The following is a 25,825-nucleotide window of genomic DNA, read 5'->3' as shown; positions in this document are numbered from 1 at the left end:
GCGTTATTATTTTCTGAGTAACACTTCTTCAACCATATGATCAGCACCTTTATGCAAGATCAAGTGAGCTCTTTCTCTTGTTGGAAGGATATTCTGCTCTAGGTTCAAACCATTGATTGAGCTCCAGATTTCTTCTGCCTTATCCAATGCCGCTTGATTTGAGAGTCGTGTATAATGATGAAAGTAGGAGTCAGGCTTGGTGAATGCCCCATCTCGAAATTTCATGAAACGGTTGATATACCACTCTTTTATTTGCTTGCTATCCGCATCGACATAGAGTGAGAAATCGAGAAAATCGGATATGAAAACACGATGTGGTTCATGCGGATAATTCATACCACTTTGCAAGACGTTTAGCCCTTCAATAATAAGTACATCGGGTAGGTCGACACACTTAACATCATCAGTAATGTTGTAAGTTAGGTGCGAGTATACCGGTGCGGTGACATTTCGTTTGCACGCCTTCACATCAGAGACAAAGTTCACTAGACGCTTGATGTCGTAAGACTCGGGGAAGCCTTTCTTACTCATCAACCCTTTCTCTTCCAGCACTTCATTTGGGTATAAGAAACCGTCTGTCGTCACTAGCTCGACTTTCGGATGGTTCTCCCAGCGCGAGAGTAGGGCTTTAAGCAATCGTGCAGTCGTGCTCTTACCAACGGCAACACTACCCGCAATACCGATGATAAAAGGCGGCGCTTTTTCTTTCTTATCTAGAAATTGGTGGAGCACCGAGTTTCTATTCTGTCTGGCTGCCACATAGAGGTTCAATAGACGAGATAGCGGTAAGTAGATCTCTACTGCCTCTTCCATAGTGAGCTTTTCATTGATGCCTTGCAGCTCTTTTAAGTCGCTTTCAGAAAGTGTCATCGGAACTAAATTCCTTAGCTCGGACCAACGTTCGCGGTCGAATGACATATATGGACTCATACAAAACTCTATAGTGAATGACAAAACAAGTGCATGGAAAATACATCAAGCGTTAGATAAATTAAATATCTTCCTGTACTAGATGTAGGTTAAAGGCGTAAACCTTGAGCTAAATTGCTGTATATGGGAATTTGATAAGAGAATTTTCCATTTTTTTTCAATTTACTATTGCAAGGTGGAAAATCATTCAATAAAATGCGCCCCACTTGTGCCGACTTAGCTCAGTAGGTAGAGCAACTGACTTGTAATCAGTAGGTCACCAGTTCGATTCCGGTAGTCGGCACCACTTTCTCCCTTATCGATAAGGTCAGCGAGAGAAAGCTCAAAATTTGGAGGGGTTCCCGAGTGGCCAAAGGGAGCAGACTGTAAATCTGCCGGCACTGCCTTCGATGGTTCGAATCCGTCCCCCTCCACCATATTCTAAAGGTTAAATAGCTCAAACAGAGTTACGTGTTGCGTGCATCGTATAATGGCTATTACCTCAGCCTTCCAAGCTGATGATGCGGGTTCGATTCCCGCTGCACGCTCCAACTCATTTTGTGTGCTGATATAGCTCAGTCGGTAGAGCGCACCCTTGGTAAGGGTGAGGTCCCCAGTTCGACTCTGGGTATTAGCACCAGTCTAAAGCTTCTTCTCCTTTAATAAAGACAACTATTTTTTTGGTTGCGTGGTCTTATTTTAAACCACCTAATCCGTACCTAGAGGGACACCCCATGTCTAAAGAAAAATTTGAACGTACGAAACCGCACGTAAACGTTGGTACTATCGGCCACGTTGACCACGGTAAAACAACTCTAACTGCTGCTATCTGTACTACTCTTGCAAAAGTATACGGCGGTGTTGCTAAAGATTTCGCATCTATCGATAACGCTCCAGAAGAGCGTGAGCGCGGCATCACAATCGCAACTTCTCACGTTGAGTACGACACTCCAGCACGTCACTACGCACACGTAGACTGTCCAGGACACGCGGATTATGTTAAAAACATGATCACTGGTGCTGCACAAATGGACGGCGGTATCCTAGTTGTTGCTGCGACTGACGGCCCTATGCCTCAAACTCGTGAGCACATCCTACTTGGTCGTCAAGTTGGTATCCCTTACATCATCGTATTCATGAACAAATGTGACATGGTTGATGACGAAGAGCTTCTAGAGCTAGTTGAGATGGAAGTTCGTGAACTTCTTTCTGAATACGACTTCCCTGGTGATGACCTACCAGTTATCCAAGGTTCTGCACTTGGCGCACTAAACGGCGAGAAGCAGTGGGAAGACAAGATCATTGAGCTTGCAGAAGCACTAGATTCTTACATCCCTGAGCCAGAGCGTGCAGTAGACCAACCGTTCCTACTACCAATTGAAGATGTATTCTCAATTCAAGGTCGTGGTACAGTTGTAACTGGTCGTATCGAGCGTGGTATCCTACGCGTAGGTGACGAAGTAGAAATCGTTGGTATCAAAGAGACGACTGTTACTACTTGTACTGGTGTTGAAATGTTCCGTAAACTGCTTGACGAAGGTCGTGCAGGTGAGAACGTTGGTGCACTTCTACGTGGTACTAAGCGTGATGACGTTGAACGTGGTCAAGTACTTTCTGCGAAAGGTTCTATCAACCCACACACTAAGTTTGAGTCTGAAGTATACGTACTTTCTAAAGACGAAGGCGGCCGTCACACACCTTTCTTCAAAGGTTACCGTCCACAGTTCTACTTCCGTACGACTGACGTAACAGGCGACATCACTCTACCAGAAGGCGTAGAAATGGTAATGCCAGGTGACAACGTTCAAATGACGGTTGAGCTAATCGCTCCAATCGCAATGGACGAAGGTCTACGTTTCGCAATCCGCGAAGGTGGCCGTACAGTTGGTGCTGGTGTTGTAGCTAAAATCTTTGCATAAGATTTGACGAACCACTAGTAAAAAGGGCATCATTTGATGCCCTTTTTCTGCGCTGAAAAAAGAGTTGGATGTTTTGGCATCGATTTTAGCTCTTAGTAAAGAATTAAACGGTCTTTTTGACTAAAATGACTGTTAAATGTGTTGTTTTGCAACGCAAAGGAATGTGCCCTGCAACAGCGGGGTTATTGTCGTCTATATTTAAGACTTATCACAGGTTGGTTTTATGAAAGCAAACGCTGAAACTCCTGATAGCTCAGGTGCAGCAGATACAATGAAGTGGGTCGCCGCTTTTGTTCTGTTAGCTGCTGCTGTTGTGGGTAATTACCTGTATGGTGAATTGTCTGTTGTAATTCGCGCTGCAGGTGTAGTTGTGCTGATTGCTGCCGCATTAGGCGTTGCAGCAACAACAACTAAAGGTAAAGCTGCGATCGATTTTGCAAAAGAATCCCGTATGGAGATTCGTAAAGTAGTTTGGCCTACTCGCCAAGAAACTATGCAAACTACATTGATCGTTTTAGCTGTATGTATTGTTATGTCTCTAGTGCTATGGGGAATTGACGGCATTATGGTCCGTCTGGTTTCTCTAGCGACTGGGGTGTAGAGGGTTCTGATTCATGAGTGAAGCTCCAAAAAAACGTTGGTATGTAGTTCAAGCCTTTTCTGGCTATGAAGGTCGTGTATCTCAATCGCTACGCGAACATATTAAAATGCACGACATGGAAGAATTCTTTGGTGACGTTTTAGTACCTACTGAAGAAGTAGTGGAAATGCGTGCAGGTCAACGCCGTAAAAGCGAACGTAAGTTCTTCCCAGGTTACGTATTAGTGCAAATGATCATGAATGATGAATCATGGCACTTAGTACGTAGCATTCCTCGTGTTATGGGCTTCATTGGTGGTACCTCTGATCGTCCAGCACCAATCACTGATAAAGAAGCTGATGCTATCTTGAACCGTCTAGAGAAAGCGAGCGAGTCTCCACGTCCTAAGACAATGTTCGAAGCGGGTGAAGTGGTTCGTGTGAACGATGGTCCATTTGCTGACTTCAACGGTACTGTTGAAGAAGTCGATTACGAGAAAAGCCGCATTAAGGTATCTGTATCGATCTTTGGTCGTGCAACACCGGTTGAGCTTGAATTCGGTCAAGTTGAAAAACTGGACTAATACTCGAATCTTTGAGCAAGCTGTGGATAATTACTTCATAAGTTGTTCAAAATAAAAGAGTATAAAAAATCACCTTGTTAGGGTTGTTAAAGGCGCGAATTATGATTATAATTTCGCGCCTTTTTGCTTCTATGGAAGTAAAGAAGAGTTCATTGAATTTATGGGGAGCTCGCCTTGCGGCTAGCGCATGTACCCAAAATATTAGGAAATATCATGGCTAAGAAAGTTGAAGCTTATATCAAACTGCAAGTTGCAGCTGGTATGGCAAACCCAAGTCCACCGGTTGGTCCTGCACTAGGTCAACACGGCGTGAACATCATGGAATTCTGTAAAGCGTTCAACGCAAAAACAGAATCTGTTGAGAAAGGTCTACCTACTCCAGTAGTTATTACTGTTTACAACGACCGTTCTTTCACGTTCGTAACTAAGACTCCACCTGCTGCTGTTCTTCTTAAGAAAGCTGCTGGCGTTAAGTCTGGTTCAGGTCGTCCAAACACTGAAAAAGTGGGCACAGTAACTGACGCTCAAGTACAGGAAATCGCAGAAACTAAAGCTGCTGATATGACTGGTGCTGACATCGAAGCAATGAAGCGTTCTATTGCTGGTACTGCTCGTTCAATGGGCCTAGTGGTAGAGGGATAAGATCATGGCTAAACTTACTAAGCGCATGCGCGTAATCCGCGACAAAGTTGACGCGACTAAAGAATACGAAATCAACGAAGCTGTTGCTCTTCTTAAAGAACTAGCGACTGCTAAATTCGTTGAGTCTGTAGATGTTGCTGTTAATCTAGGCATCGATGCTCGTAAATCTGACCAAAACGTACGTGGCGCAACTGTGCTACCTCACGGTACTGGCCGTGATATCCGCGTTGCTGTGTTCACTCAAGGTGCAAACGCAGAAGCAGCTAAAGCAGCTGGCGCAGATATCGTTGGTATGGAAGATCTTGCAGAGCTAGTGAAAAAAGGCGAAATGAACTTCGACGTTGTTGTTGCTTCTCCAGATGCAATGCGCGTTGTTGGTCAACTAGGTACAATCCTAGGTCCACGCGGTCTAATGCCAAACCCTAAAGTTGGTACTGTAACTCCTAACGTTGCTGAAGCGGTTAAGAACGCTAAAGCAGGTCAGGTTCGTTACCGTAACGACAAGAACGGCATCATCCACACTACTATCGGTAAAGCATCTTTCGAAGCTAACCAGCTTCAAGAGAACCTAGAAGCTCTTCTAGTTGCTCTTAAGAAAGCTAAGCCTTCTTCAGCGAAAGGTACTTTCCTGAAGAAAGTAAGCATCTCTACTACGATGGGTGCTGGTGTTGCTGTAGATCAGGCTAGCCTGAACACTCAAGCAAACTAATTTGCTTAGGTGCAGATTTAGTGTATACTTCTGCGCCTAATATTTGTGGTTGGGTGGTTTTAAAGCAATTTGAAATCATCTATCCCAAGACCGTAGGCGCCGTCGATTTTCATTAGATTGTTGATGGCTTAATAAAACCTACGTAGGCGATATTGTGGTTTGAAGTGAATTTATTCATTTTTAAATAATATCGTAAACGCTCAATACATTTTGTATTGGGTGCTGTAATCACAACCAGAGGTTAATCCAAATGGCTTTAAATCTTCAAGACAAAAAAGCAATTGTTGCTGAAGTCAACGAAGCTGCCAGTGGTGCACTTTCTGCAGTTGTAGCTGATTCTCGTGGCGTTGAAGTTGGCGCAATGACTTCTCTACGTAAACAAGCTCGCGAAGCGGGTGTTTACATGAAAGTTGTTCGTAACACACTAGCACGCCGTGCGGTTCAGGGTACAGACTACGAGTGTCTAGTAGACACTTTCACTGGTCCAACTCTGATCGCATTCTCTAATGAGCACCCAGGTGCTGCAGCGCGTCTTTTCAAAGACTTCGCTAAAGAGAATAAAGATTTCGAGATCAAAGCTGCTGCATTTGAAGGCGCAGTTACTGATGCTGAAGTACTAGCGACACTACCAACTTACGACGAAGCTATCGCACGCCTAATGATGTGCATGAAAGAAGCTTCTGCTGGCAAGCTGGTTCGTACTATCGCTGCTGTTCGCGACCAAAAAGAAGAAGCTGCGGCATAAGCCTTGCTTTTCACTGGTTGCTATTTAAACTTATTGTTGACTTAAAAGAGAATTGTTATGTCTATTACTAACGAGCAAATCCTAGACGCAGTTGCAGAAATGTCTGTAATGCAAGTTGTTGAGCTTATCGAAGCTATGGAAGAAAAATTCGGCGTTACTGCAGCTGCTGCTGTTGTAGCTGGCGGCGCAGCTGGCGGCGACGCTGCTGCTGAGCAAACTGAATTCGACGTTATCCTAACTGCTGCTGGCGCTAACAAAGTACAAGTTATCAAAGCTGTACGTGGCGCAACTGGCCTAGGTCTTAAAGAAGCTAAAGGTCTTGTAGACTCAGCTCCTGCAGCGCTTAAAGAAGGCGTTGACAAAGCTGAAGCTGAAGCTCTTAAAGCACAGCTAGAAGAAGCTGGCGCTTCTGTTGAAATCAAGTAATTATTACTTAATTTCTTAGCCGCAAGGCTAATGGCTGGTGGTTTATTAACCACCGGCCTTTTTGCGCTGTAGGGCTATGACGAATTTTCCGCTGTTTAACCGTCATAATCCAAGCAAAAAAACAGTCATTTTTTCGAAATGATTGTTCACTACAGTAAACAGCTGTTTGTCACCACCCCCTCTGAAGAGTGTTTTGGGTGGTTTGGGTCACTTATCAGCGAGCTGAGGAACCCCATGGTTTACTCTTATACCGAGAAAAAGCGCATCCGTAAGGATTTTGGTACTCGTCCACAAGTTTTGGACATTCCATACCTGTTATCGATCCAGCTTGATTCTTTCGATAAATTCATCGAACAGGATCCTGAAGGTCAATACGGTCTTGAAGCTGCTTTCCGTTCTGTATTTCCAATTCAGAGCTACAACGGCAATTCTGAGCTGCAATACGTTAGCTACCGTCTTGGTGAGCCAGTTTTTGACGTTAAAGAATGTCAAATCCGCGGTGTTACTTACTCAAAGCCACTACGCGTAAAACTACGTCTAGTTATCTTTGATCGAGATGCACCAGCAGGTACTGTAAAAGACATTAAAGAACAAGAAGTCTACATGGGCGAAATTCCGCTTATGACAGACAATGGTACTTTCGTAATTAATGGTACCGAGAGGGTTATCGTATCCCAGCTGCACCGAAGCCCAGGCGTGTTCTTCGACAGTGATAAGGGTAAGACTCACTCATCAGGTAAAGTTCTTTATAACGCACGTGTAATTCCTTACCGTGGCTCATGGTTAGACTTTGAGTTCGATCCTAAGGATAACTTATTCGTACGTATCGACCGTCGTCGTAAGCTACCAGCATCGATTATCCTTCGTGCACTTGGTAAATCGACAGAAGAGATCTTAGATCTGTTCTTCGACAAAGTGAACTTCGAAGTGAAAGACCAAACTCTACTTATGGAGTTAGTGCCTGAACGTCTACGTGGTGAAACTGCGTCATTCGACATCGAAGCTAACGGTAAAACTTACGTTGAGACTGGCCGTCGCGTTACTGCTCGCCACATCCGTCAACTTGAAAAAGATGGCGTTGAGCACATCGAAGTACCAGTAGAGTACATCGTTGAAAAGATTGCTGCGAAAGATTACATCAACGAAGCAACGGGCGAGATCATTGTTGGTGCGAACCAAGAAATTAGTCTAGAAGCGCTGGCTAACCTGTCTCAAGCGGGTCACAAGACTCTAGAAGTGCTGTTCACGAATGACCTAGACCATGGTCCATTCATGTCAGACACTCTACGTGCAGATAGCACAGTGGATCGCATTTCTGCATTGGTAGAAATCTACCGCATGATGCGACCTGGCGAGCCACCAACAAAAGAAGCTGCAGAATCATTATTCGAAAGCCTATTCTTCTCTGAAGATCGTTACGACCTATCAACTGTAGGCCGTATGAAATTCAACAGCTCTATCGAGCGTGAAGAAGAAGAAGAGCGCGGTACTCTGGATGAATCAGACATCATTGAAGTGATGAAGAAACTGATCGGCATCCGTAACGGTAAAGGCGAAGTGGACGATATCGACCACCTTGGTAACCGTCGTATCCGTTCTGTAGGTGAAATGGCAGAAAACCAATTCCGTGTTGGTTTAGTTCGTGTAGAACGTGCCGTTAAAGAACGTCTAAGCCTGGGTGACCTTGATGCAATCATGCCTCAAGATCTTATCAATGCTAAGCCGATCTCTGCTGCAGTTAAAGAATTCTTTGGCTCTTCACAGCTTTCACAGTTTATGGACCAAAACAACCCATTGTCAGAAGTGACGCACAAACGTCGTATTTCTGCTTTAGGTCCTGGTGGTCTTACTCGTGAACGCGCAGGCTTCGAAGTACGTGACGTTCACGTAACGCACTACGGTCGTCTATGTCCGATCGAAACGCCTGAAGGTCCAAACATCGGTCTGATTAACTCGCTATCTGCGTTTGCACGTTGTAACGATTACGGTTTCCTAGAAACTCCGTACCGTCGTGTTGTAGATGGTGTAGTAACAGAAGAAGTTGATTACCTGTCTGCAATTCAGGAAGGTCAATTCGTTATCGCACAGGCAAACACAGTTCTTACTGAAGAATCGACGTTTGCAGATGAGCTAATCACGGCTCGTCAAAAAGGTGAATCTGGTCTTCACCCACGCGATCACGTTGACTACATGGACGTTGCAACAAACCAAGTAGTATCTATTGCTGCTTCGCTTATCCCGTTCCTAGAACACGATGATGCGAACCGTGCATTGATGGGTGCCAACATGCAACGTCAAGCAGTACCAACACTGAGAGCAGATAAGCCTTTAGTCGGTACTGGTATTGAACGTAACATCGCTGTTGACTCTGGTGTTACAGCGGTTGCTAAACGTGGTGGTCAAGTTCAGTCTGTTGACGCTTCTCGTATCGTAGTTAAGGTTAACGAAGATGAATTGGTACCTGGCGAAGCTGGTATCGATATCTACAACCTAACTAAGTACACGCGTTCGAACCAAAACACATGTATTAACCAACGTCCAACTGTACTTCCTGGTGAACCAGTTGCACGCGGCGATGTTCTTGCTGATGGTCCTTCAACTGACCTTGGTGAACTCGCGCTTGGCCAAAACATGCGTATCGCATTTATGCCTTGGAACGGTTACAACTTCGAAGACTCGATCTTAGTATCTGAGCGCGTAGTTCAAGAAGACCGTTTCACGACAATCCACATTCAAGAACTGTCTTGTGTGGCTCGTGATACTAAGCTGGGCTCTGAAGAGATCACAGCTGATATTCCAAACGTAGGTGAGTCTGCTCTGTCTAAACTAGACGAGTCAGGTATCGTTTACATCGGTGCTGAAGTTAAGGGTGGCGACATCCTGGTTGGTAAAGTAACCCCTAAAGGTGAAACGCAACTGACTCCTGAAGAGAAGCTACTACGTGCAATCTTCGGTGAAAAAGCATCTGATGTTAAAGATACATCACTACGTGTACCAAACTCTGTTTCAGGTACTATCATCGATGTACAAGTCTTCACTCGCGATGGCGTAGAGAAAGACAAACGTGCACTTGAAATCGAACAGATGCAGCTTAAAGAAGCGAAGAAAGATCTAACTGAAGAGTTCCAAATTCTTGAGGGTGGCCTTCTTAACCGTGTTAAAGCTGTACTTCTGTCTGGTGGTTACTCTGAAGCTAAGCTTGATACGATCGGTCGTAAGCAATGGCTAGAGCAAGTTCTAGAAGACGATGCGCTACAAACACAGCTTGAGCAACTTGCTGAGCAGTGGGACGAGCTAAAAGCAGACTTCGATAAGAAGTTTGAAACTAAGCGTCGTAAAATCACTCAAGGTGATGATCTAGCACCTGGCGTTCTTAAGATTGTTAAAGTTTACCTAGCGGTTAAACGTCGTATCCAGCCTGGTGATAAAATGGCCGGTCGTCATGGTAACAAAGGTGTAATCTCTAAGATTAACCCTGTTGAAGACATGCCATACGATGAGAAAGGTCAGCCTGTAGACATCGTACTTAACCCACTGGGTGTACCATCGCGTATGAACATCGGTCAGATCCTAGAAGTACACTTAGGTTTGGCTGCAAAAGGTATCGGTGACAAGATCAACCAAATGGTTAAGGAGCAACAAGAACTGCATAAGTTCCGTGAGTTCCTACAGAAGGTTTATGATCTTGGTGATACTCGTCAGAAAGTTGATATTGCTGAACTGTCTGATGATCAAGTTCGTACACTGATTAAGAACCTACGTGGCGGTCTACCGATCGCGACTCCAGTGTTCGACGGTGCTTCTGAGTCTCTAATCAAAGAACTACTTAAACTGGGTGATCTGCCAGAGTCTGGTCAGCTTAAACTGTTTGATGGTCGTACTGGTGATTCGTTTGAGCGTCCTGTAACGGTTGGTTACATGTACATGCTGAAACTGAACCACTTGGTTGATGACAAGATGCATGCTCGTTCAACGGGTTCTTACAGCCTAGTAACTCAGCAACCACTTGGTGGTAAAGCTCAGTTCGGTGGTCAGCGTTTCGGTGAGATGGAAGTATGGGCACTAGAAGCATACGGTGCTGCATATACTCTACAAGAAATGCTAACAGTTAAGTCGGATGACGTTAACGGCCGTACTAAGATGTATAAGAACATCGTAGATGGCAACCATAGCATGGAACCTGGCATGCCAGAGTCGTTCAACGTACTGTTGAAAGAGATTCGCTCGCTAGGTATCAACATCGAGCTAGAAGACGAAGAGTAATCCCTCTTTTTTATAAAAAAGATTGGATTACTTGGTAAAGGGGGCTCACTTTAGTCGGTGAGCTCCTTTAACTCCTTACAGGAGCTGAACGTGAAAGACTTATTAAACTTTCTAAAAGCACAGCATAAGACCGAAGAATTTGATGCAATCAAAATCGGTCTATCTTCACCAGACACGATCCGTTCGTGGTCTTTTGGTGAAGTTAAAAAGCCAGAAACAATTAACTATCGTACGTTCAAACCTGAACGCGATGGTCTGTTCTGTGCACGTATTTTTGGTCCAGTTAAAGACTACGAATGTCTTTGTGGCAAATACAAGCGCCTGAAGCACCGTGGTGTTATCTGTGAGAAGTGTGGCGTTGAAGTTACACAAACTAAAGTTCGTCGTGACCGTATGGGCCACATCGAGCTTGCTTCACCAGTTGCTCACATCTGGTTCTTAAAATCACTACCGTCTCGTATCGGTCTACTAATGGATATCCCGCTACGTGATATCGAACGTGTTCTTTACTTCGAAATGTACGTAGTAACTGAACCAGGTATGACTGATCTAGAAAAATCTCAGATGCTTACTGAAGAAGAGTATCTGGATCGTCTAGAAGAGTGGGGTGATGAATTCACGGCTAAGATGGGTGCTGAAGCGATCAAAGATCTGCTTTCAACAATGGACCTTCATCAAGAAGTGGAAGAAATGCGCGAAGAGTTGGAAACGACTAACTCTGAAACTAAGCGTAAGAAAGTTACTAAGCGCTTGAAGCTAGTTGAAGCGTTCATCTCATCAGGCAACAAGCCTGAGTGGATGATTCTAACTGTACTTCCAGTGCTACCGCCAGATCTACGTCCTCTAGTACCACTAGATGGCGGTCGCTTTGCGACTTCTGATCTGAACGACCTTTACCGTCGTGTGATCAACCGTAACAACCGTTTGAAGCGCCTTCTAGAGCTAGCGGCTCCAGACATCATCGTACGTAACGAAAAGCGTATGTTGCAAGAGTCTGTTGATGCCCTTCTAGATAACGGTCGTCGCGGTCGTGCGATCACGGGTTCTAACAAGCGTCCTCTGAAATCTCTTGCTGATATGATCAAGGGTAAGCAAGGTCGTTTCCGTCAGAACCTTCTAGGTAAACGTGTAGACTACTCTGGCCGTTCTGTAATTACAGTGGGTCCATACCTTCGTCTGCATCAGTGTGGTCTTCCTAAGAAGATGGCACTTGAGCTATTTAAGCCGTTCATCTACAGCAAGCTAGAAACTCGTGGCATGGCGACGACAATCAAAGCTGCTAAGAAAATGGTAGAGCGTGAAGAAGCGGTTGTTTGGGATATCCTAGACGAAGTTATCCGTGAACACCCAGTACTGCTTAACCGTGCACCTACACTTCACCGTCTAGGTATCCAAGCGTTTGAACCAGTACTAATCGAAGGTAAAGCGATTCAGCTTCACCCACTTGTGTGTGCGGCATACAACGCCGACTTCGATGGTGACCAAATGGCGGTACACGTGCCTCTAACTCTAGAAGCACAGCTTGAAGCTCGTACCCTAATGATGTCGACGAATAACATTCTGTCGCCAGCATCAGGTGATCCGATCATCGTACCTTCTCAGGACGTTGTATTGGGTCTTTACTACATGACACGTGACAAGATCAACGTGAAAGGTGAAGGTATGTACCTTGCTGGCCCTGAAGAGGCTGAAAAGGCATACCGTACTAAGACGGCTGAGCTGCACGCTCGCGTTAAGGTACGTATCACTGAAACTGTAGTAGACGAAGACGGTAATAGCACAACGAATACTGGCCTAGTTGATACGACTGTCGGTCGTGCAATGTTGTGGCAGATTGTTCCAGCTGGCCTACCGTACAGCATCGTTAACCAAAAGTTAGGTAAGAAGCAAATTTCTAACCTTCTTAACGAGTGTTACCGTAAGCTTGGTCTAAAAGATACAGTAGTATTTGCTGACCAAATCATGTACGCAGGTTTTGCATACGCGGCACTTTCTGGTGTTTCTGTAGGTATCGACGATATGGTTGTACCTCAAGCGAAATACGATGAAATTGAGTCGGCTGAAGAAGAAGTTCGCGAAATCCAAGAACAATTCCAATCTGGTCTTGTTACTGCGGGTGAGCGTTACAACAAAGTTATCGATATCTGGGCGTCTACTAACGACCGCGTTGCGAAAGCAATGATGGATAACCTATCTTCTGAAACCGTTATTAACCGTGACGGCGAAGAAGAACAGCAAGAATCGTTCAACAGCATCTACATGATGGCCGACTCGGGCGCTCGTGGTTCTGCAGCTCAGATTCGTCAGCTAGCAGGTATGCGTGGTCTGATGGCGCGTCCAGATGGTTCAATCATCGAAACGCCGATCACAGCGAACTTTAAAGAAGGTCTAAACGTTCTTCAGTACTTTATCTCAACGCACGGTGCTCGTAAGGGTCTTGCGGATACAGCACTGAAAACAGCAAACTCGGGTTACCTAACTCGTCGTCTAGTAGACGTTGCTCAAGACGTTGTAGTACACGAACATGACTGTGGAACGCATGAAGGTATCGACATGATGCCTCACATCGAAGGTGGTGACGTTAAAGTTGCACTTTCTGAGCTTGCCCTAGGTCGTGTAGTCGCTGAAGACGTTCTTAAGCCAGGTACTGAAGAAGTACTGATTCCACGTAATACTCTGATTGATGAGAAGTGGTGTCAGATCATGGAAGACAACTCTGTAGATAGCATGAAAGTGCGTTCTGTTGTTACCTGTGATGCAGACTTCGGTTGTTGTGCACAGTGTTACGGTCGTGATCTAGCACGTGGTCACCTAGTGAACCAAGGTGAAGCCGTGGGTGTTATCGCTGCTCAATCTATCGGTGAGCCGGGTACACAGCTAACGATGCGTACGTTCCACATCGGTGGTGCGGCATCTACTGCTGCGGCAGAGAACAGCATCCAAGCTAAGACAACGGGTACTGTGAAACTTCACAATGCTAAGTTCGTCGTGAACAAAGATAAGAAACTGGTTATCACTTCTCGTGCATCTGAGATGACGATTATTGATGAATTCGGCCGTACTAAAGAGAAGCACAAACTTCCTTACGGTTCGATGCTAACCAAAGGCGACAACGCAGCCGTTACGGCTGGTGAAGTTGTAGCTAACTGGGAAGCGCATACCATGCCAATCATCACTGAAGTGGCCGGTCGTATCCAATTCGTAGATATGATCGATGGTATTACCGTTTCTCGTCAAACTGACGATCTAACGGGTCTTTCTTCAAGTGAAGTTACAGACGCAGCAGCTCGCCCAGCAGCCGGTAAAGATATGCGTCCAGCTATCAAACTGGTTGATGAGCAAGGTAACGACGTAATGATTCCTGGTACTGATATGCCAGCTCACTACTTCCTACCAGGTAAAGCGATTGTAAACATCGAAGATGGCGCTGAAGTTGGCATCGGTGACACACTATCTCGTATCCCTCAGAAATCTGGCGGTAACAAAGATATCACCGGTGGTCTACCACGCGTAGCCGACCTATTCGAAGCTCGTAAGCCTAAAGAGCCTGCGATCCTTGCTGAACACACAGGTACTGTGTCTTTCGGTAAAGAAACGAAAGGTAAGCGTCGTTTAGTTATCACTCGTGAAGGTGGTGACACTTACGAAGAGATGATTCCTAAACATCGTCAATTGAACGTGTTCGAAGGTGAGAAGATTGAGCGTGGTGATGTTATCGCCGACGGTCCAGAAACTCCACACGATATCCTGCGTCTACGTGGTATCCACGCAGTAACTCAGTACATCGCGAACGAAGTTCAAGAAGTTTACCGCTTACAAGGCGTTAAGATTAACGATAAGCACATTGAGACTATCGTTCGTCAAATGCTACGTAAGTGTACAATAACTCATTCTGGTGACTCTCAGTTCCTACCTGGCGAACAAGTTGAGTACCACAATGTTAAGATTGCTAACCGTAAGCTAGAAGCTGAAGGTAAAGAACTAGTACGTTTCGAACGTGACCTACTGGGTATTACTAAAGCCTCTCTTGCAACTGAGTCATTCATCTCAGCTGCATCGTTCCAAGAAACGACTCGCGTACTAACAGAAGCTGCGGTTTCTGGTAAACGTGATGACCTTCGCGGCCTGAAAGAGAACGTAATTGTTGGTCGTCTGATCCCAGCTGGTACTGGTTTCGCATACCACCAAGAGCGTCAAAAGCAACGTGAAGAAGAGCAAGAAGGTCCTTCAGCTGAACAAGCGACTGACAATCTAGCAGCACTTCTAAACGCTGGTTTCTCTTCAGAAGAGTAAGCTCTACGAGTCATCTCTAAGAGATAAGAAAAGGCACCTTCGGGTGCCTTTTTTGTATCTGGTGTATAAAGAGGCTTATAGGTTTGAATCTAATCGATATGTTTGATTACTTGGCGGATAGCGGATAAGGGATAGGCGGAGTGGTGAGCGTTTTATCTCGGGCGGCTTTGGACCTGACAAGAAGGTTCGTGGTGAAGAGCGAGTTTTGGTTAACGGACAGGCAAAACAAAAAGCTTGCACAGAGGCAAGCTTAGAAGGTGCTAAGCCATTAAGCCCCTGGTGGAACCGCTAGGCTGTCGGCAATTTGTTGTATCAACTGGTCTTCAACCGCAAACCTCGCCTCAAGAATCTCACCAACGAGTGATAGCTCGCTATCAAAGCTTTCTAATGTATCGGTCGCTTCAATGGCTGCGTATTTATCGGTGAAGTTGAGCAGTGGATCCGTGGTCAGAACGATGTGACCATATGATTGGTTGATTTCGTCTGTTGCTTTGAAGCCAGTAGACTGCCATCTATCCATCACCATGTCATAGATCTTAAAGTGGCCTTCAGAGATGTAATCCACAAGATGTTGGCTGAATTTTTGGAGCGCTTCTGGAGTGGGAAGTTCAGTGATAGAGGGTGTTTTTGATGATGAAGGCTTTAGAGCAGCAAGCTTACAATACTCAACGATTAGAGACTGTCGAGTTTCGAGCCAATGATCGATGACCTCATTGGAGCCACCCCATTGTTGTTGTACTTGTTTGAATTTATTTAGCATGACCATGTCCTCATGATCTGATCACAACCTTGTGATCAAGTAATTGCCTAAGCAGGGTCCGTTTTATTGGTAGCGACTAAAAGCAATAGTTTGAATTATTCTCTGCTATCACTCTAGTATGAAATTAGATTGCCAGTAAAATGAACGAACTGCAAGCAATGAGGTATAAGGATGTTAAATAAAAGTGATAATAAAATGATAGATCAAGCTTATTGGTGCGTCGTTTCTGGTAGTGATATTTGGGTCAATGATGACCAATTTCCTTTTGGCTCAGCTGAAGAGTTAGGGTTGAGTGTCGAGCATGCCATTTGCATTGGTCAGTATCAGGGTCGTAAGGTGTATTGGCTCAACGATGGTGATGTGGAGAATGAGCTGAGTATGGTCAGTCTAAGAGAGTTGCTGCACTGGCCTGAATCGAAATTTCTGATGGCAAGTAAAGCGATCCAGTATGGCCACATGACGCAGAGCATACGTTTTTGTCCTCAGTGTGGTGGTCGTAATCATCTCAATCACAATCAGGTGGCGATGCAGTGCGGAGATTGTCGAACGCTCCATTATCCTCGCATTTTCCCATGCATTATTGTCGCGGTACGAAACGATAACAAGATATTGCTTGCTCAGCACCCAAGGCATAAAACAGGGATGTACACCGTGATTGCAGGCTTCCTCGAGGTTGGAGAGACCTTAGATCAGTGTGTGGCAAGAGAAGTCAAAGAAGAGACGGGGGTCGATGTGGACAATATTCGTTACTTTGGCAGCCAGCCGTGGGCGTTTCCGTCGAGTATGATGATGGGCTTTCTCGCCGATTATGCTGGTGGTACGCTCAAGCCCGATTACAGTGAATTGTCAGATGCTCAATGGTTTGATGTCACCAATTTACCTGATGTTGCCCCTGCCGGAACCATTGCAAGGCAATTGATCGAAAAAACGGTTGATGATGTGATGCTGAAAGTTTAGCTGGTAAGAAGATTGACTATTAACTTGAGCCCAGGGAGATCCCAAGTGTACTTGGCTGATGGGAGCCAAAAGTTAAAAAAAACCCTCCACGAGTGGAGGGGGTAAGTAAGATGTCGTTATGAGATGCTGAGTAGTGACTACTCAGATGTTATAATTGTAATTTTCGCTAGCAAACAAATTTTTAACATGCTCTCTTAAGTGGGTGCAAATTAAGCATTGATTTAAAAGTTAATAACTTGATCTAGGTTGCAAAGCACACAGCTTTTACCTATTAATCAGTGTTAGAATACTTGCCATTAAAACTAGACAAGATTGAATTGGAATTTAACGGAATGACCGAATTAAAAAACGATCGCTATTTACGCGCACTTTTGAAACAGCCTGTTGATTACACACCGGTATGGATGATGCGCCAAGCTGGCCGCTACCTTCCAGAGTACAAAGCAACGCGCGCTGAAGCCGGCGATTTCATGTCTTTATGCAAAAATGCGGAGCTGGCATCAGAAGTCACGCTTCAACCTTTGCGTCGTTTCCCGCTTGATGCGGCAATCTTGTTTTCTGACATCCTAACCATCCCTGATGCGATGGGCTTAGGCTTGTACTTTGAAACGGGCGAAGGTCCTAAATTTGAGCGTCCTATCACGTGTAAAGCGGACGTAGAGAAGATTGGCCTACCGGATCCAGAAGGCGAGCTTCAATACGTAATGAATGCGGTTCGTCAGATCCGTAAAGATTTGAAAGGCGAAGTGCCACTGATCGGTTTCTCGGGCAGTCCATGGACACTGGCGACATACATGGTTGAAGGTGGAAGCTCTAAAGCGTTCACTAAGATCAAGAAGATGATGTACGCAGAGCCACAAACCCTACACCTGTTGCTAGATAAGTTGGCTGACAGTGTTATTGAATACCTGAACGCGCAAATTAAAGCGGGTGCTCAATCGGTCATGGTCTTTGATACTTGGGGTGGGGTACTGACGCCTCGTGACTATAATCTATTTTCACTGCAATACATGCACAAAATCGTTGATGGTCTAATCCGTGAGAATGAAGGTCGTCGTGTGCCAGTGACTCTGTTTACTAAGAATGGCGGGATGTGGCTTGAGTCTATCGCAGCAACGGGCTGTGATGCGGTTGGCCTAGACTGGACAATCAACATCGCAGACGCAAAAGCTCGCATCGGCGACAAAGTGGCACTGCAAGGTAACATGGACCCTTCGATGCTTTACGCTCAACCTGAACGTATTCGTGAAGAAGTGGGCAGCATTCTTGAAGGCTTTGGCGACGGCGGTACAGGTCATGTATTTAACCTTGGCCACGGTATCCACTTAGATGTGCCGCCAGAGAACGCAGGCGTATTCGTTGACGCTGTTCACGAATTGTCTAAGCCTTACCACAAGTAATTCTGAGTCAGTTTATTGAAAGCGCTGTTGGGGAACCAACGGCGCTTTTTTATTGACGAACCTCTTTCAGTAACGAAGAGCGCATCAGTAACCTTTTTCAAAATCGATGACATGATTCAGTGTAAAGCCATCTCGCCACTGTTTGTAATTCTCGGCGAAGATCTCGACCACTTGTTTTGGTTCACTGAGTGCAGCGATGTGTGGAGTGATGGTGACCTGTGGCAATGTCCAGAATGGGTGATCCTGCGAGAGGGGCTCATTTTCAAACACATCTAAAAATGCATGCTCTACCCATCTGTTTTTTATGGCAAGCAACAAGGCCTTGTTGTCTAGGCTTTCTCCGCGACCGACATTAAACAGCAACACATTAGAGCAGTAGCCTAACGTGGTTTGACTCAACAGCTGATAGGTTTCGGTTGTTGATGGTAAGGTGTTGACCACAATATCGGCTTGCTTAAAAGCTGCTTCTATCTCATTAACGTGGAACGTCTCTTTAAAGGTTTCTTGTTTGGATGGGATGCCGGTACGATTGACACCGATGGTATGAAGACCAAAAGCCGCCGCGGTTTTCGCCAAATGACTGCCAATTGACCCGGTTCCTAAAATCACCATGGTTTTGTCAGTTAGGCCAGTATAAAGCTGTGGCTGCCAGTGGCGTTGTTGTTGATGCTGGTGGTAATGAGGGAAGTGTCTACAATGACTGATTGTGTAACCTAGCACGTATTCTGCGATAGCTGGGCCAAAGATGCCTTTGACGTTGGTTAACGTATAGTCCTGACGCAGGTCCGGCTGAGTGAGTTTATTGATGCCAGCATAGGTACTCTGTACCCAGTCTAGCTCTTTAAACTCGTTGAGGCGCTGTGCGATTAGGGGCGGTGACGCTAATACAATCTGTGCTGATTCGGGGTTTTGAGTGATTTCTAGATCGGGTAACTCCTGGTCTAGAATCAGTTGCGTATAGGTATCGTCATGCTCAGTAAGAATATAGAGCTTATTCGTAAAATTGTTCATCGGCTTATCTTTTCCCCTCAGGGTTTATCAAGTACACTTTCGCTGTCTTTTTCTGCAATTATTGAGTGACTATGCTTCAGAATCCATTGCAGGTTCGTCTTGAAAAGTTAGAACCTTGGCAACAAATTACCTTTATGGCGTGTCTATGTGAGCGTATGTACCCTAACTATGCCATGTTTTGTGAGAATACCGAATTTGCGGAAGCTCGAATTTATCGTGATGTTTTGGATAGTGTTTGGGAAATTTTAACGGTTAAAACGGCAAAGGTGAACTTTGAGCGTCAACTTGAAAAAGTAGAAGAGCTCTTCCCTAGCGGTGATGATTTTGATTTTTATGGGGTTTATCCAGCAATGGACGCCTGCCAAGGTTTGGCGACGCTCATTCATGGTCTGCTTGACCGTGAACATATGCTTGAAGCGGTTATTAAAGTCAGTCAACAATCGGTGAAGACGGTTGCTGAGCTTGAGTTTGCTCAAGGCGCAGATGAAGTGACGAACGAAAACCAGAAAGAAAACGAAGCGGTGTGCGAAGAGTGGGACGTTCAGTGGGCGATTTTCCGACCTCTACGTGAAACGACGGAGCGTGACTTAGAGCTGATCAAAGATCTACGCCACGAACTGCGCGAAGATCCAGTCAGTAACATTGGTGTTGCGTTATAATTCGCAATAGCACCAAAACATGAATAAAAACAAAGGCTCCCTAGGGAGCCTTTGTTGCATTTGACGGTATCACATTGAGATTAAGCGTCTTTTTTGTCTTCGTTCTGCACTTTGTCTTTTGATGCCTTATCTTTGGATTCGTTGTTGTCATCCGCTGATCTTGTGTCTGAAGAGTGGTTGTCAGTTGGAGTGTCTTGCTCTTGCTCATCCTCGTCGTCATCGCGGTTTTCGATAACACCGTGTGTTTCTTTCCATTTTTCCCAGCGTTGGAACGCCAGTTCTTGCATGTCAGTCGTCTTATCCGCCTCGTCGACAATCTCTTCGCCCACTAGGTGCTCAAAGATATCTTCTAGGGTGATGATGCCCTGAATGGTGCCGTACTCGTCCACAACCAAAGACAGTTGCAGGCGGTTTGCCATCATCTGGTCAAAGGCTTTCGCTAAGCCCATGTTGTTCAGGAGTACATGGATAGGGCGCATGACTTCACCTAACGCTTTCTCACCACAACCTGCTTGCTGCAATCTAAACAGCTCTAAGCGGTGAACAAAACCGATAATGTTGTCGCTCTGCTCGCTGTAAACCAGTGGGCGTGAGAATGGCGTGTCTTTATGTTGCTCTAGGAAGGTATTTACACTCATTTCTGCATCAACACGGAATACCACGGGGCGCGGCGTCATGACTTGAGTCACAGGGACGTCTTGAATACCCAGTAGGTTACTCAGAATTTTTGATTCGCCTTCTGCAAACTCACCACTCTCTTTTGCCAAAATCGCCATCGCCGATAGCTCTTCTCGCATTTTTGGTGCTTGGTGACCGCGAGCTAGGCGCTTCGTGATTTGCTCAGAGAACCATACAAACGGTGTCAGGAAGAACACCATCCAACGAAGCACACTTGCTGACGTTGGAGCCAGTTGACGCCAGTAGGTTGCACCAATGGTTTTGGGAACAATTTCAGATAAGACTAAAATACCCAGTGTTAGCACGGCAGAGAAGACGCCTAACCATTGGCTACCAAAAACGACCGCCGCTTGTGCACCTGCTGTCGCCGCGCCGATAGTATGTGCAATGGTGTTGAGCGTTAAAATTGACGCAAGTGGGCGGTCAATATCTGTTTTCAGTTTGTCTAAAGACTTTGCTGCAGGGTGCCCATTTTGTTTTAGCTGAGCAATGTAGCTCGGACTAATACTCAAAAGTACAGCTTCCAAAACAGAACAAATGAAAGAAACTCCAATAGCAATGGAGACGTAAATAGTTAGCAGCAGCATGTTTGCCCTTAAATTAAATTGTACGCTTTAGCAGCGATTCAGCGTGGATTATAGAGAATAAATACTCGTTAGGTCATCATTAATTTCACTCTCAAGCCCTTTTAAACAAGGGGTCGCTGTAGAAAATCAGTAACAAATTGTGAGTTATTACTCATATTGTGGCTAAAACTACGGCATTAGAGCTAAAGATCGACGACAAACCTTTGCCAGATAGGGCATTTATGTTTTAGAGTGAATTGAATTCAAAATTACAAAGAAGGGAAACCTAAATGAACAAGACTCAATTAATCGACTTTATTGCTGAAAAAGCGGACCTTTCAAAGGCGCAAGCGAAAGCGGCTCTAGAGGCGACTCTTGGCGGTGTTACAGATGCGCTTAAAGATGGCGATCAAGTTCAGCTAATTGGTTTTGGTACTTTTAAAGTAAACCACCGTGCAGCTCGTACGGGTCGCAACCCAAAAACGGGTGATGAGATCCAAATCGCTGCGGCAAATGTTCCTGCATTTGTAGCAGGTAAAGCACTGAAAGATTCGGTGAAATAATCTAAACTGTACCGAGGTAGTCGTATTTCACCTCGGTACAGGTTTTTATGAAAAAAGCATTCATTCTCGTTTCACTGTTATCTACATTTCTTATTGGCTGTTCTTCAACAAGCCCTCACACAAGTTTAGAGCAATTCGAAACCTACACCGGCGGCCAAGTTATGGGCGACGCGACAAGTTTCTATTGGGTTACTAACCAATCAACACAACCTCACACCTCCGCTGACTACGTCATTATGGGCGATTACGGTTGGTACAAAACCGATTATGTCTGGTCGAACGGTATACTTCGCGAATTTGTTCGTGAAGGCGAACAGCGAAATGCATCGATTGAGCGGGTTCCTTACCATGTCCACGTACGCTTTAATAAGTCAGGCGAAGCTGTGTATCAACAGTACCGTCTCGGTAGTAAGGTATTACCCATTCAAACAAAGCAGCTTGAAAACTATCAGGCAGAAGCTCGGTCAGTTCTAGAAACCGTCAGGGAGCAAAATGATGAGGGGCTAAGAATGATTCAGGGTTACTGGAATGGTCACTCTTTTGATGTGTGCTCAGAGGGTAAGCTTGTTCGCTTTGAGTTCAATCAACCCTTACCAAGTTTCGCGACCGATAGCTTAGCACCTGTGAAAAGCTATGCCGCATTTCTTGGCAGCAATTCACGGAGTAACGTGACGGTTAAAGAGTTATTGATGTTAGGTGATGGCAGCCATGATTGTGTGACAAGACCATCATTGCTCAAAAAGTAGAGTTAAAAAGACTAAGCAATAAAAAGGCGCCGATTAAGGCGCCTTTTCTTGTTATTTAGTACTGCTTATACGGAACTATACGAGTGATGCAGTGGATTACTGCTCTTGCTCGCGCGCAATCGCACGGTAACCTATGTCATTACGGTGGAACATACCTTTCCAGCTAACCTGCTTAGTTAACGCGTAGGCGCGCTCCTGAGCCTCAGAAACCGTGTTACCCAGTGCGGTAGCACACAGTACACGACCGCCGTTTGTCACCACATCGCCAGCTTCGTTATTTGTCGTACCTGCATGGAAAATCTTTTGGCCTTCAACTTCGCTTGTTGGGAGTGAAATAACGTCACCTTTTGCGTAGTCAGCCGGGTAACCGCCAGCCGCAAGAACAACACCGATAGACGCGCGCGGATCCCACTTCGATTCGGCTTGGTCGAGTTTCTCGTCGATAGCCATTAGGCAAAGTTCAACAAGGTCTGACTCCATACGCATCATGATAGGTTGCGTTTCAGGGTCGCCGAAGCGGCAGTTGTATTCGATAACCTTAGGGGTGCCGTCAGCATCGATCATTAGGCCTGCGTAAAGGAAACCCGTGTAAGGTGCGCCTTCTGCGTCCATACCACGTACCGTTGGGTAGATAACTTCCTCAAGGATACGGTTGTGGATTTCAGGCGTCACAACTGGAGCTGGAGAGTAAGCACCCATGCCGCCAGTATTAGGCCCCGTGTCTTTGTCGCCAACACGTTTGTGATCTTGGCTGGTGGCCATAGGAAGAACGCTAGAACCGTCAACCATTACGATGAAGCTTGCTTCTTCGCCTTCAAGGAACTCTTCGATAACCACGCGGCTGCCCGCTTCGCCAAAGGCGTTGCCCGCTAGCATGTCTTTGATTGCGTCTTCAGCTTCTTCAAGGGTCATCGCAACGATAACGCCTTTACCCGCCGCAAGACCGTCAGCTTTTACTACGATTGGAGCGCCTTGCTCACGTACGTAAGCAAGAGCTGGCTCAATCTCAGTGAAGTTGGCGTAGTAACCCGTTGGGATGTCATGACGAGCTAGGAAATCTTTGGTGAAGGCTTTCGAACCTTCAAGCTGTGCTGCCGCTTGAGTTGGACCAAAAATAGGCAGACCCACTTCTCGGAATGCGTCAACCACGCCAATGACTAATGGTGCTTCTGGGCCCACGATAGTCAGTTCGATTTTTTTCTCTTGAGCAAACGCGACTAAACCAGCGATGTCTTCAACGCCGATGTTTACGTTCTCAAGTTTCGGCTCAAGGGCAGTGCCTGCGTTACCTGGCGCGATGAAGACTGTTTCAACGTTTGGGTTTTGTGCTGCTTTCCAACCTAGTGCGTGCTCACGACCGCCGGCACCAATAATTAGTACATTCATGTTTTAAAATCCTTATAGCTGCTTCAGAGCCTTTATTTCTGTGTCAAACATGCTCACTTATGGTCATAAGCTCCGCGTGTTTTCCTTGAACTAAAGTCTCTGACTTGCTCTACGTATTTCAAATATTGGAATATTTAAAAAAAACAAAATTATAAGTCTTGCTCAAAGTAGTCGGTGCTTACGTCATTCAACTATTTGAGGTCTCTTTAAATCAGTGGGAGCGCTAACAAGGCGACAAGCGAGCTTATCCCTATGAGCATAGCCCGCTATGTGATTAGGGTAAGCGAGCGTAGTCAACGCAGTTACCGCCCCAATGATGACAAGAGAATTAGTGGCGGAAGTGACGCATGCCCGTAAAGATCATCGCCATGCCGTGTTCATCTGCAGCAGCGATAACTTCGTCATCACGCATAGAGCCGCCCGGTTGGATAACACACTTGATGCCCGCTTCTGCTGCCGCATCGATACCGTCTCGGAATGGGAAGAACGCGTCAGATGCCATCACACAACCTTCAACCTGTAGACCTTCGTCTGCCGCTTTGATGCCTGCAATTTTCGCAGAGTAAACGCGGCTCATTTGGCCAGCACCCACCCCAATCGTCATATCGCCTTTCGAGTAAACAATCGCGTTAGATTTCACGTATTTCGCGACTTTCCAGCAGAATAGGGCATCTTTCAATTCTTCAGCGGTTGGTTGACGTTTAGACACCACTTTCAGGTCATCTTCAGACACCATGCCTTGGTCGCGGTCTTGAACGAGTAAGCCACCGTTAACGCGTTTCACGTCAAAGCCAGTCGTCTTCGTTGTCCACTCGCCACATTCAAGTAGGCGCAGGTTTTTCTTAGCCGCTACGATTGCTACTGCTTCAGCAGAAACTGATGGTGCAATGATAACTTCAACGAATTGACGCTCAGTGATAGCGGTTGCTGTTGCCGCGTCTAGCTCACGGTTGAAAGCAATGATGCCGCCAAATGCAGACGTTGGGTCTGTTTTGAATGCGCGGTCGTAAGCTTCTAGGATGTCTTCACCGAGTGCAACACCACATGGGTTAGCGTGCTTAACGATGACACATGCTGGCTGGTCGAACTCTTTCACACACTCCAGTGCAGCGTCCGTGTCAGCGATGTTGTTGTAAGAAAGGGCTTTACCTTGAATTTGGCGAGCAGTAGAAACAGATGCTTCTTCAGGGTTTGCTTCAACGTAGAATGCGGCTGCCTGGTGGCTGTTCTCACCGTAGCGCATGTCTTGTTTTTTCTCGAACTGCTGGTTGAACGTGCGAGGGAATTTAGACTCTTCGTCTCCTTCCTTGTTCTCACCGTAGCTAGGAACCATAGTGCCGAAGTAGTTAGCGATCATGCCGTCGTAAGCAGCGGTGTGCTCGAATGCTGCGATAGCGAGATCAAAGCGAGTCTCTAGCGTTAGAGATTGCTCGTTCGCGTCCATTTCAGCCACAACACGCTCGTAGTCGTGTGCGTTAACAACGATAGTCACGTCTTTGTGGTTTTTCGCTGCAGAGCGAACCATTGTTGGGCCACCGATGTCGATGTTCTCAACCGCGTCAGCAAGGGTACAACCTTCTTTAGCCACGGTTTCTGCGAATGGGTATAGGTTTACAACTACCATATCGATAGGGTTGATACCGTGAGTTTCCATCACGTCATCATCTTGACCACGACGGCCTAGAACACCACCATGAACTTTTGGGTGCAGAGTCTTAACACGGCCATCCATCATTTCTGGGAAACCAGTGTAGTCAGATACTTCTGTAACAGAGATGCCTTTTTCAGCAAGCAGGCGAGCAGTGCCACCGGTAGATAGGATATCTACACCACGGTGAGCAAGAGCTTGTGCAAATTCAACGATACCAGTTTTGTCTGATACGCTGATGAGAGCGCGGCGAATTGGACGAGCGTTATTCATGCTTCCATTTCCTCAAATTCATGGGGTTAAAATAAAGATATTTGCCAAAAAAGAACTTGTTTCTATCTTCTCAGCGTGGAGTATCTTAGATACCAGTAAGAGATAAAAT

Annotated in this window: 20 protein-coding genes and 4 tRNA genes; 18 read left to right on the top strand and 6 right to left on the bottom strand. The window is 45.8% G+C overall.

Going from position 1 to position 25,825, the window contains the following annotated elements; genetic code table 11:
- Positions 1-6 precede the first annotated feature (6 nt).
- Entirely contained in the window at positions 7-930 is a 924-nt protein-coding gene (coaA, locus tag OCU36_RS13005; RefSeq protein WP_261838334.1) for a type I pantothenate kinase, read from the bottom strand.
- 210 nt (positions 931-1,140) lie between these two features.
- On the opposite strand from coaA, the gene OCU36_RS13000 reads away from it, so the two are divergent.
- The 13 genes from OCU36_RS13000 (at position 1,141) to rpoC (ending at position 15,069) form a co-directional block, all read left to right on the top strand.
- Positions 1,141-1,216, top strand: a tRNA-Thr gene (locus OCU36_RS13000).
- 45 nt (positions 1,217-1,261) lie between these two features.
- A tRNA-Tyr gene (locus OCU36_RS12995) sits at positions 1,262-1,346 on the top strand.
- Positions 1,347-1,385: 39 nt separating this feature from the next.
- A tRNA-Gly gene (locus tag OCU36_RS12990) sits at positions 1,386-1,460 on the top strand.
- A gap of 13 nt (positions 1,461-1,473) precedes the next feature.
- A tRNA-Thr gene (locus OCU36_RS12985) sits at positions 1,474-1,549 on the top strand.
- A 94-nt stretch (positions 1,550-1,643) separates the two neighbouring features.
- The gene (gene tuf / locus OCU36_RS12980; protein ID WP_261838232.1) at positions 1,644-2,828 is read left to right on the top strand and encodes an elongation factor Tu; all 1,185 of its coding nucleotides are present in this window, start codon (positions 1,644-1,646) and stop codon (positions 2,826-2,828) included.
- Positions 2,829-3,051: 223 nt separating this feature from the next.
- On the top strand, positions 3,052-3,429 hold the full coding sequence (secE, locus tag OCU36_RS12975) for a preprotein translocase subunit SecE (RefSeq protein ID WP_261838333.1): 378 nt from the start codon (positions 3,052-3,054) through the stop codon (positions 3,427-3,429).
- Between the two features lie 13 nt (positions 3,430-3,442).
- Complete coding sequence (gene nusG / locus OCU36_RS12970; protein ID WP_012605006.1) at positions 3,443-3,991, top strand: transcription termination/antitermination protein NusG; 549 nt, start codon at positions 3,443-3,445, stop codon at positions 3,989-3,991.
- Between the two features lie 213 nt (positions 3,992-4,204).
- Entirely contained in the window at positions 4,205-4,633 is a 429-nt protein-coding gene (gene rplK, locus OCU36_RS12965) for a 50S ribosomal protein L11 (protein WP_010435555.1), read from the top strand.
- Between the two features lie 4 nt (positions 4,634-4,637).
- Entirely contained in the window at positions 4,638-5,342 is a 705-nt protein-coding gene (gene rplA, locus OCU36_RS12960) for a 50S ribosomal protein L1 (protein ID WP_261838332.1), read from the top strand.
- A 250-nt stretch (positions 5,343-5,592) separates the two neighbouring features.
- On the top strand, positions 5,593-6,087 hold the full coding sequence (gene rplJ / locus OCU36_RS12955) for a 50S ribosomal protein L10 (RefSeq protein WP_010435550.1): 495 nt from the start codon (positions 5,593-5,595) through the stop codon (positions 6,085-6,087).
- 57 nt (positions 6,088-6,144) lie between these two features.
- Positions 6,145-6,513 (top strand): 50S ribosomal protein L7/L12, encoded by a 369-nt coding sequence (rplL, locus tag OCU36_RS12950; RefSeq protein ID WP_017631516.1) that lies wholly within the window; start codon positions 6,145-6,147, stop codon positions 6,511-6,513.
- Positions 6,514-6,747: 234 nt separating this feature from the next.
- Positions 6,748-10,776: a DNA-directed RNA polymerase subunit beta gene (gene rpoB, locus OCU36_RS12945; protein ID WP_261838331.1), complete on the top strand. Its 4,029-nt coding sequence runs from the start codon at positions 6,748-6,750 to the stop codon at positions 10,774-10,776.
- 90 nt (positions 10,777-10,866) lie between these two features.
- Complete coding sequence (rpoC, locus tag OCU36_RS12940; RefSeq protein ID WP_261838330.1) at positions 10,867-15,069, top strand: DNA-directed RNA polymerase subunit beta'; 4,203 nt, start codon at positions 10,867-10,869, stop codon at positions 15,067-15,069.
- 268 nt (positions 15,070-15,337) lie between these two features.
- Here the strand turns inward: rpoC and rsd are convergent, their stop codons facing one another.
- A complete protein-coding gene (gene rsd / locus OCU36_RS12935; protein WP_261838329.1) occupies positions 15,338-15,835 on the bottom strand; it encodes a sigma D regulator in 498 nt (165 codons plus the stop codon).
- A 165-nt stretch (positions 15,836-16,000) separates the two neighbouring features.
- On the opposite strand from rsd, the gene nudC reads away from it, so the two are divergent.
- Together nudC and hemE are read left to right on the top strand one after the other, a co-directional pair.
- Entirely contained in the window at positions 16,001-16,786 is a 786-nt protein-coding gene (gene nudC / locus OCU36_RS12930; protein WP_261838328.1) for an NAD(+) diphosphatase, read from the top strand.
- Positions 16,787-17,118: 332 nt separating this feature from the next.
- Positions 17,119-18,186, top strand: a complete 1,068-nt coding sequence (hemE, locus tag OCU36_RS12925; protein ID WP_017060530.1) for a uroporphyrinogen decarboxylase — start codon at positions 17,119-17,121, stop codon at positions 18,184-18,186.
- 84 nt (positions 18,187-18,270) lie between these two features.
- On the opposite strand, the gene OCU36_RS12920 is transcribed toward hemE, so the two are convergent.
- On the bottom strand, positions 18,271-19,197 hold the full coding sequence (locus tag OCU36_RS12920) for a D-2-hydroxyacid dehydrogenase (protein WP_261838327.1): 927 nt from the start codon (positions 19,195-19,197) through the stop codon (positions 18,271-18,273).
- 71 nt (positions 19,198-19,268) lie between these two features.
- Here OCU36_RS12920 and OCU36_RS12915 point away from each other — a divergent pair, with 71 nt between their 5' ends.
- On the top strand, positions 19,269-19,856 hold the full coding sequence (locus OCU36_RS12915) for a YjaG family protein (protein ID WP_261838326.1): 588 nt from the start codon (positions 19,269-19,271) through the stop codon (positions 19,854-19,856).
- An 80-nt stretch (positions 19,857-19,936) separates the two neighbouring features.
- Here OCU36_RS12915 and OCU36_RS12910 read toward each other — a convergent pair whose 3' ends face one another.
- Positions 19,937-21,121, bottom strand: coding sequence for a CNNM domain-containing protein (locus OCU36_RS12910; protein ID WP_261838325.1), 1,185 nt, complete (start codon positions 21,119-21,121; stop codon positions 19,937-19,939).
- A 269-nt stretch (positions 21,122-21,390) separates the two neighbouring features.
- Between OCU36_RS12910 and hupA the strand changes: the two genes are divergently transcribed.
- Both hupA and OCU36_RS12900 read left to right on the top strand, forming a co-directional pair.
- The gene (gene hupA, locus OCU36_RS12905) at positions 21,391-21,663 is read left to right on the top strand and encodes a nucleoid-associated protein HU-alpha (RefSeq protein ID WP_004729753.1); all 273 of its coding nucleotides are present in this window, start codon (positions 21,391-21,393) and stop codon (positions 21,661-21,663) included.
- Positions 21,664-21,710: 47 nt separating this feature from the next.
- The gene (locus OCU36_RS12900; RefSeq protein ID WP_261838324.1) at positions 21,711-22,409 is read left to right on the top strand and encodes a DUF1481 domain-containing protein; all 699 of its coding nucleotides are present in this window, start codon (positions 21,711-21,713) and stop codon (positions 22,407-22,409) included.
- Positions 22,410-22,505: 96 nt separating this feature from the next.
- On the opposite strand, the gene purD is transcribed toward OCU36_RS12900, so the two are convergent.
- On the bottom strand, positions 22,506-23,795 hold the full coding sequence (gene purD / locus OCU36_RS12895) for a phosphoribosylamine--glycine ligase (RefSeq protein WP_261838323.1): 1,290 nt from the start codon (positions 23,793-23,795) through the stop codon (positions 22,506-22,508).
- Positions 23,796-24,123: 328 nt separating this feature from the next.
- Positions 24,124-25,716 (bottom strand): bifunctional phosphoribosylaminoimidazolecarboxamide formyltransferase/IMP cyclohydrolase, encoded by a 1,593-nt coding sequence (gene purH, locus OCU36_RS12890; RefSeq protein ID WP_261838322.1) that lies wholly within the window; start codon positions 25,714-25,716, stop codon positions 24,124-24,126.
- Positions 25,717-25,825 lie beyond the last annotated feature (109 nt).

The sequence above is a fragment of the Vibrio artabrorum genome, assembly GCF_024347295.1.
GTDB lineage: Bacteria > Pseudomonadota > Gammaproteobacteria > Enterobacterales > Vibrionaceae > Vibrio > Vibrio artabrorum.
Note: the sequence above shows the minus strand (reverse complement) of the source record. Positions and strands in the feature narration are given on the sequence as shown.

Coding starts and splice junctions, on each gene's coding strand:
- purD (WP_261838323.1), bottom strand. CDS start 23,795: ATGAATGTACTAATTATTGGTGCCGGCGGTCGTGAGCACGCACTAGGT.
- OCU36_RS12920 (WP_261838327.1), bottom strand. CDS start 19,197: ATGAACAATTTTACGAATAAGCTCTATATTCTTACTGAGCATGACGAT.
- purH (WP_261838322.1), bottom strand. CDS start 25,716: ATGAATAACGCTCGTCCAATTCGCCGCGCTCTCATCAGCGTATCAGAC.
- OCU36_RS12915 (WP_261838326.1), top strand. CDS start 19,269: ATGCTTCAGAATCCATTGCAGGTTCGTCTTGAAAAGTTAGAACCTTGG.
- hupA (WP_004729753.1), top strand. CDS start 21,391: ATGAACAAGACTCAATTAATCGACTTTATTGCTGAAAAAGCGGACCTT.
- coaA (WP_261838334.1), bottom strand. CDS start 930: ATGAGTCCATATATGTCATTCGACCGCGAACGTTGGTCCGAGCTAAGG.
- rplL (WP_017631516.1), top strand. CDS start 6,145: ATGTCTATTACTAACGAGCAAATCCTAGACGCAGTTGCAGAAATGTCT.
- tuf (WP_261838232.1), top strand. CDS start 1,644: ATGTCTAAAGAAAAATTTGAACGTACGAAACCGCACGTAAACGTTGGT.
- rplK (WP_010435555.1), top strand. CDS start 4,205: ATGGCTAAGAAAGTTGAAGCTTATATCAAACTGCAAGTTGCAGCTGGT.
- secE (WP_261838333.1), top strand. CDS start 3,052: ATGAAAGCAAACGCTGAAACTCCTGATAGCTCAGGTGCAGCAGATACA.
- OCU36_RS12900 (WP_261838324.1), top strand. CDS start 21,711: ATGAAAAAAGCATTCATTCTCGTTTCACTGTTATCTACATTTCTTATT.
- OCU36_RS12910 (WP_261838325.1), bottom strand. CDS start 21,121: ATGCTGCTGCTAACTATTTACGTCTCCATTGCTATTGGAGTTTCTTTC.
- nudC (WP_261838328.1), top strand. CDS start 16,001: ATGTTAAATAAAAGTGATAATAAAATGATAGATCAAGCTTATTGGTGC.
- rpoB (WP_261838331.1), top strand. CDS start 6,748: ATGGTTTACTCTTATACCGAGAAAAAGCGCATCCGTAAGGATTTTGGT.
- nusG (WP_012605006.1), top strand. CDS start 3,443: ATGAGTGAAGCTCCAAAAAAACGTTGGTATGTAGTTCAAGCCTTTTCT.
- rplJ (WP_010435550.1), top strand. CDS start 5,593: ATGGCTTTAAATCTTCAAGACAAAAAAGCAATTGTTGCTGAAGTCAAC.
- hemE (WP_017060530.1), top strand. CDS start 17,119: ATGACCGAATTAAAAAACGATCGCTATTTACGCGCACTTTTGAAACAG.
- rsd (WP_261838329.1), bottom strand. CDS start 15,835: ATGGTCATGCTAAATAAATTCAAACAAGTACAACAACAATGGGGTGGC.
- rplA (WP_261838332.1), top strand. CDS start 4,638: ATGGCTAAACTTACTAAGCGCATGCGCGTAATCCGCGACAAAGTTGAC.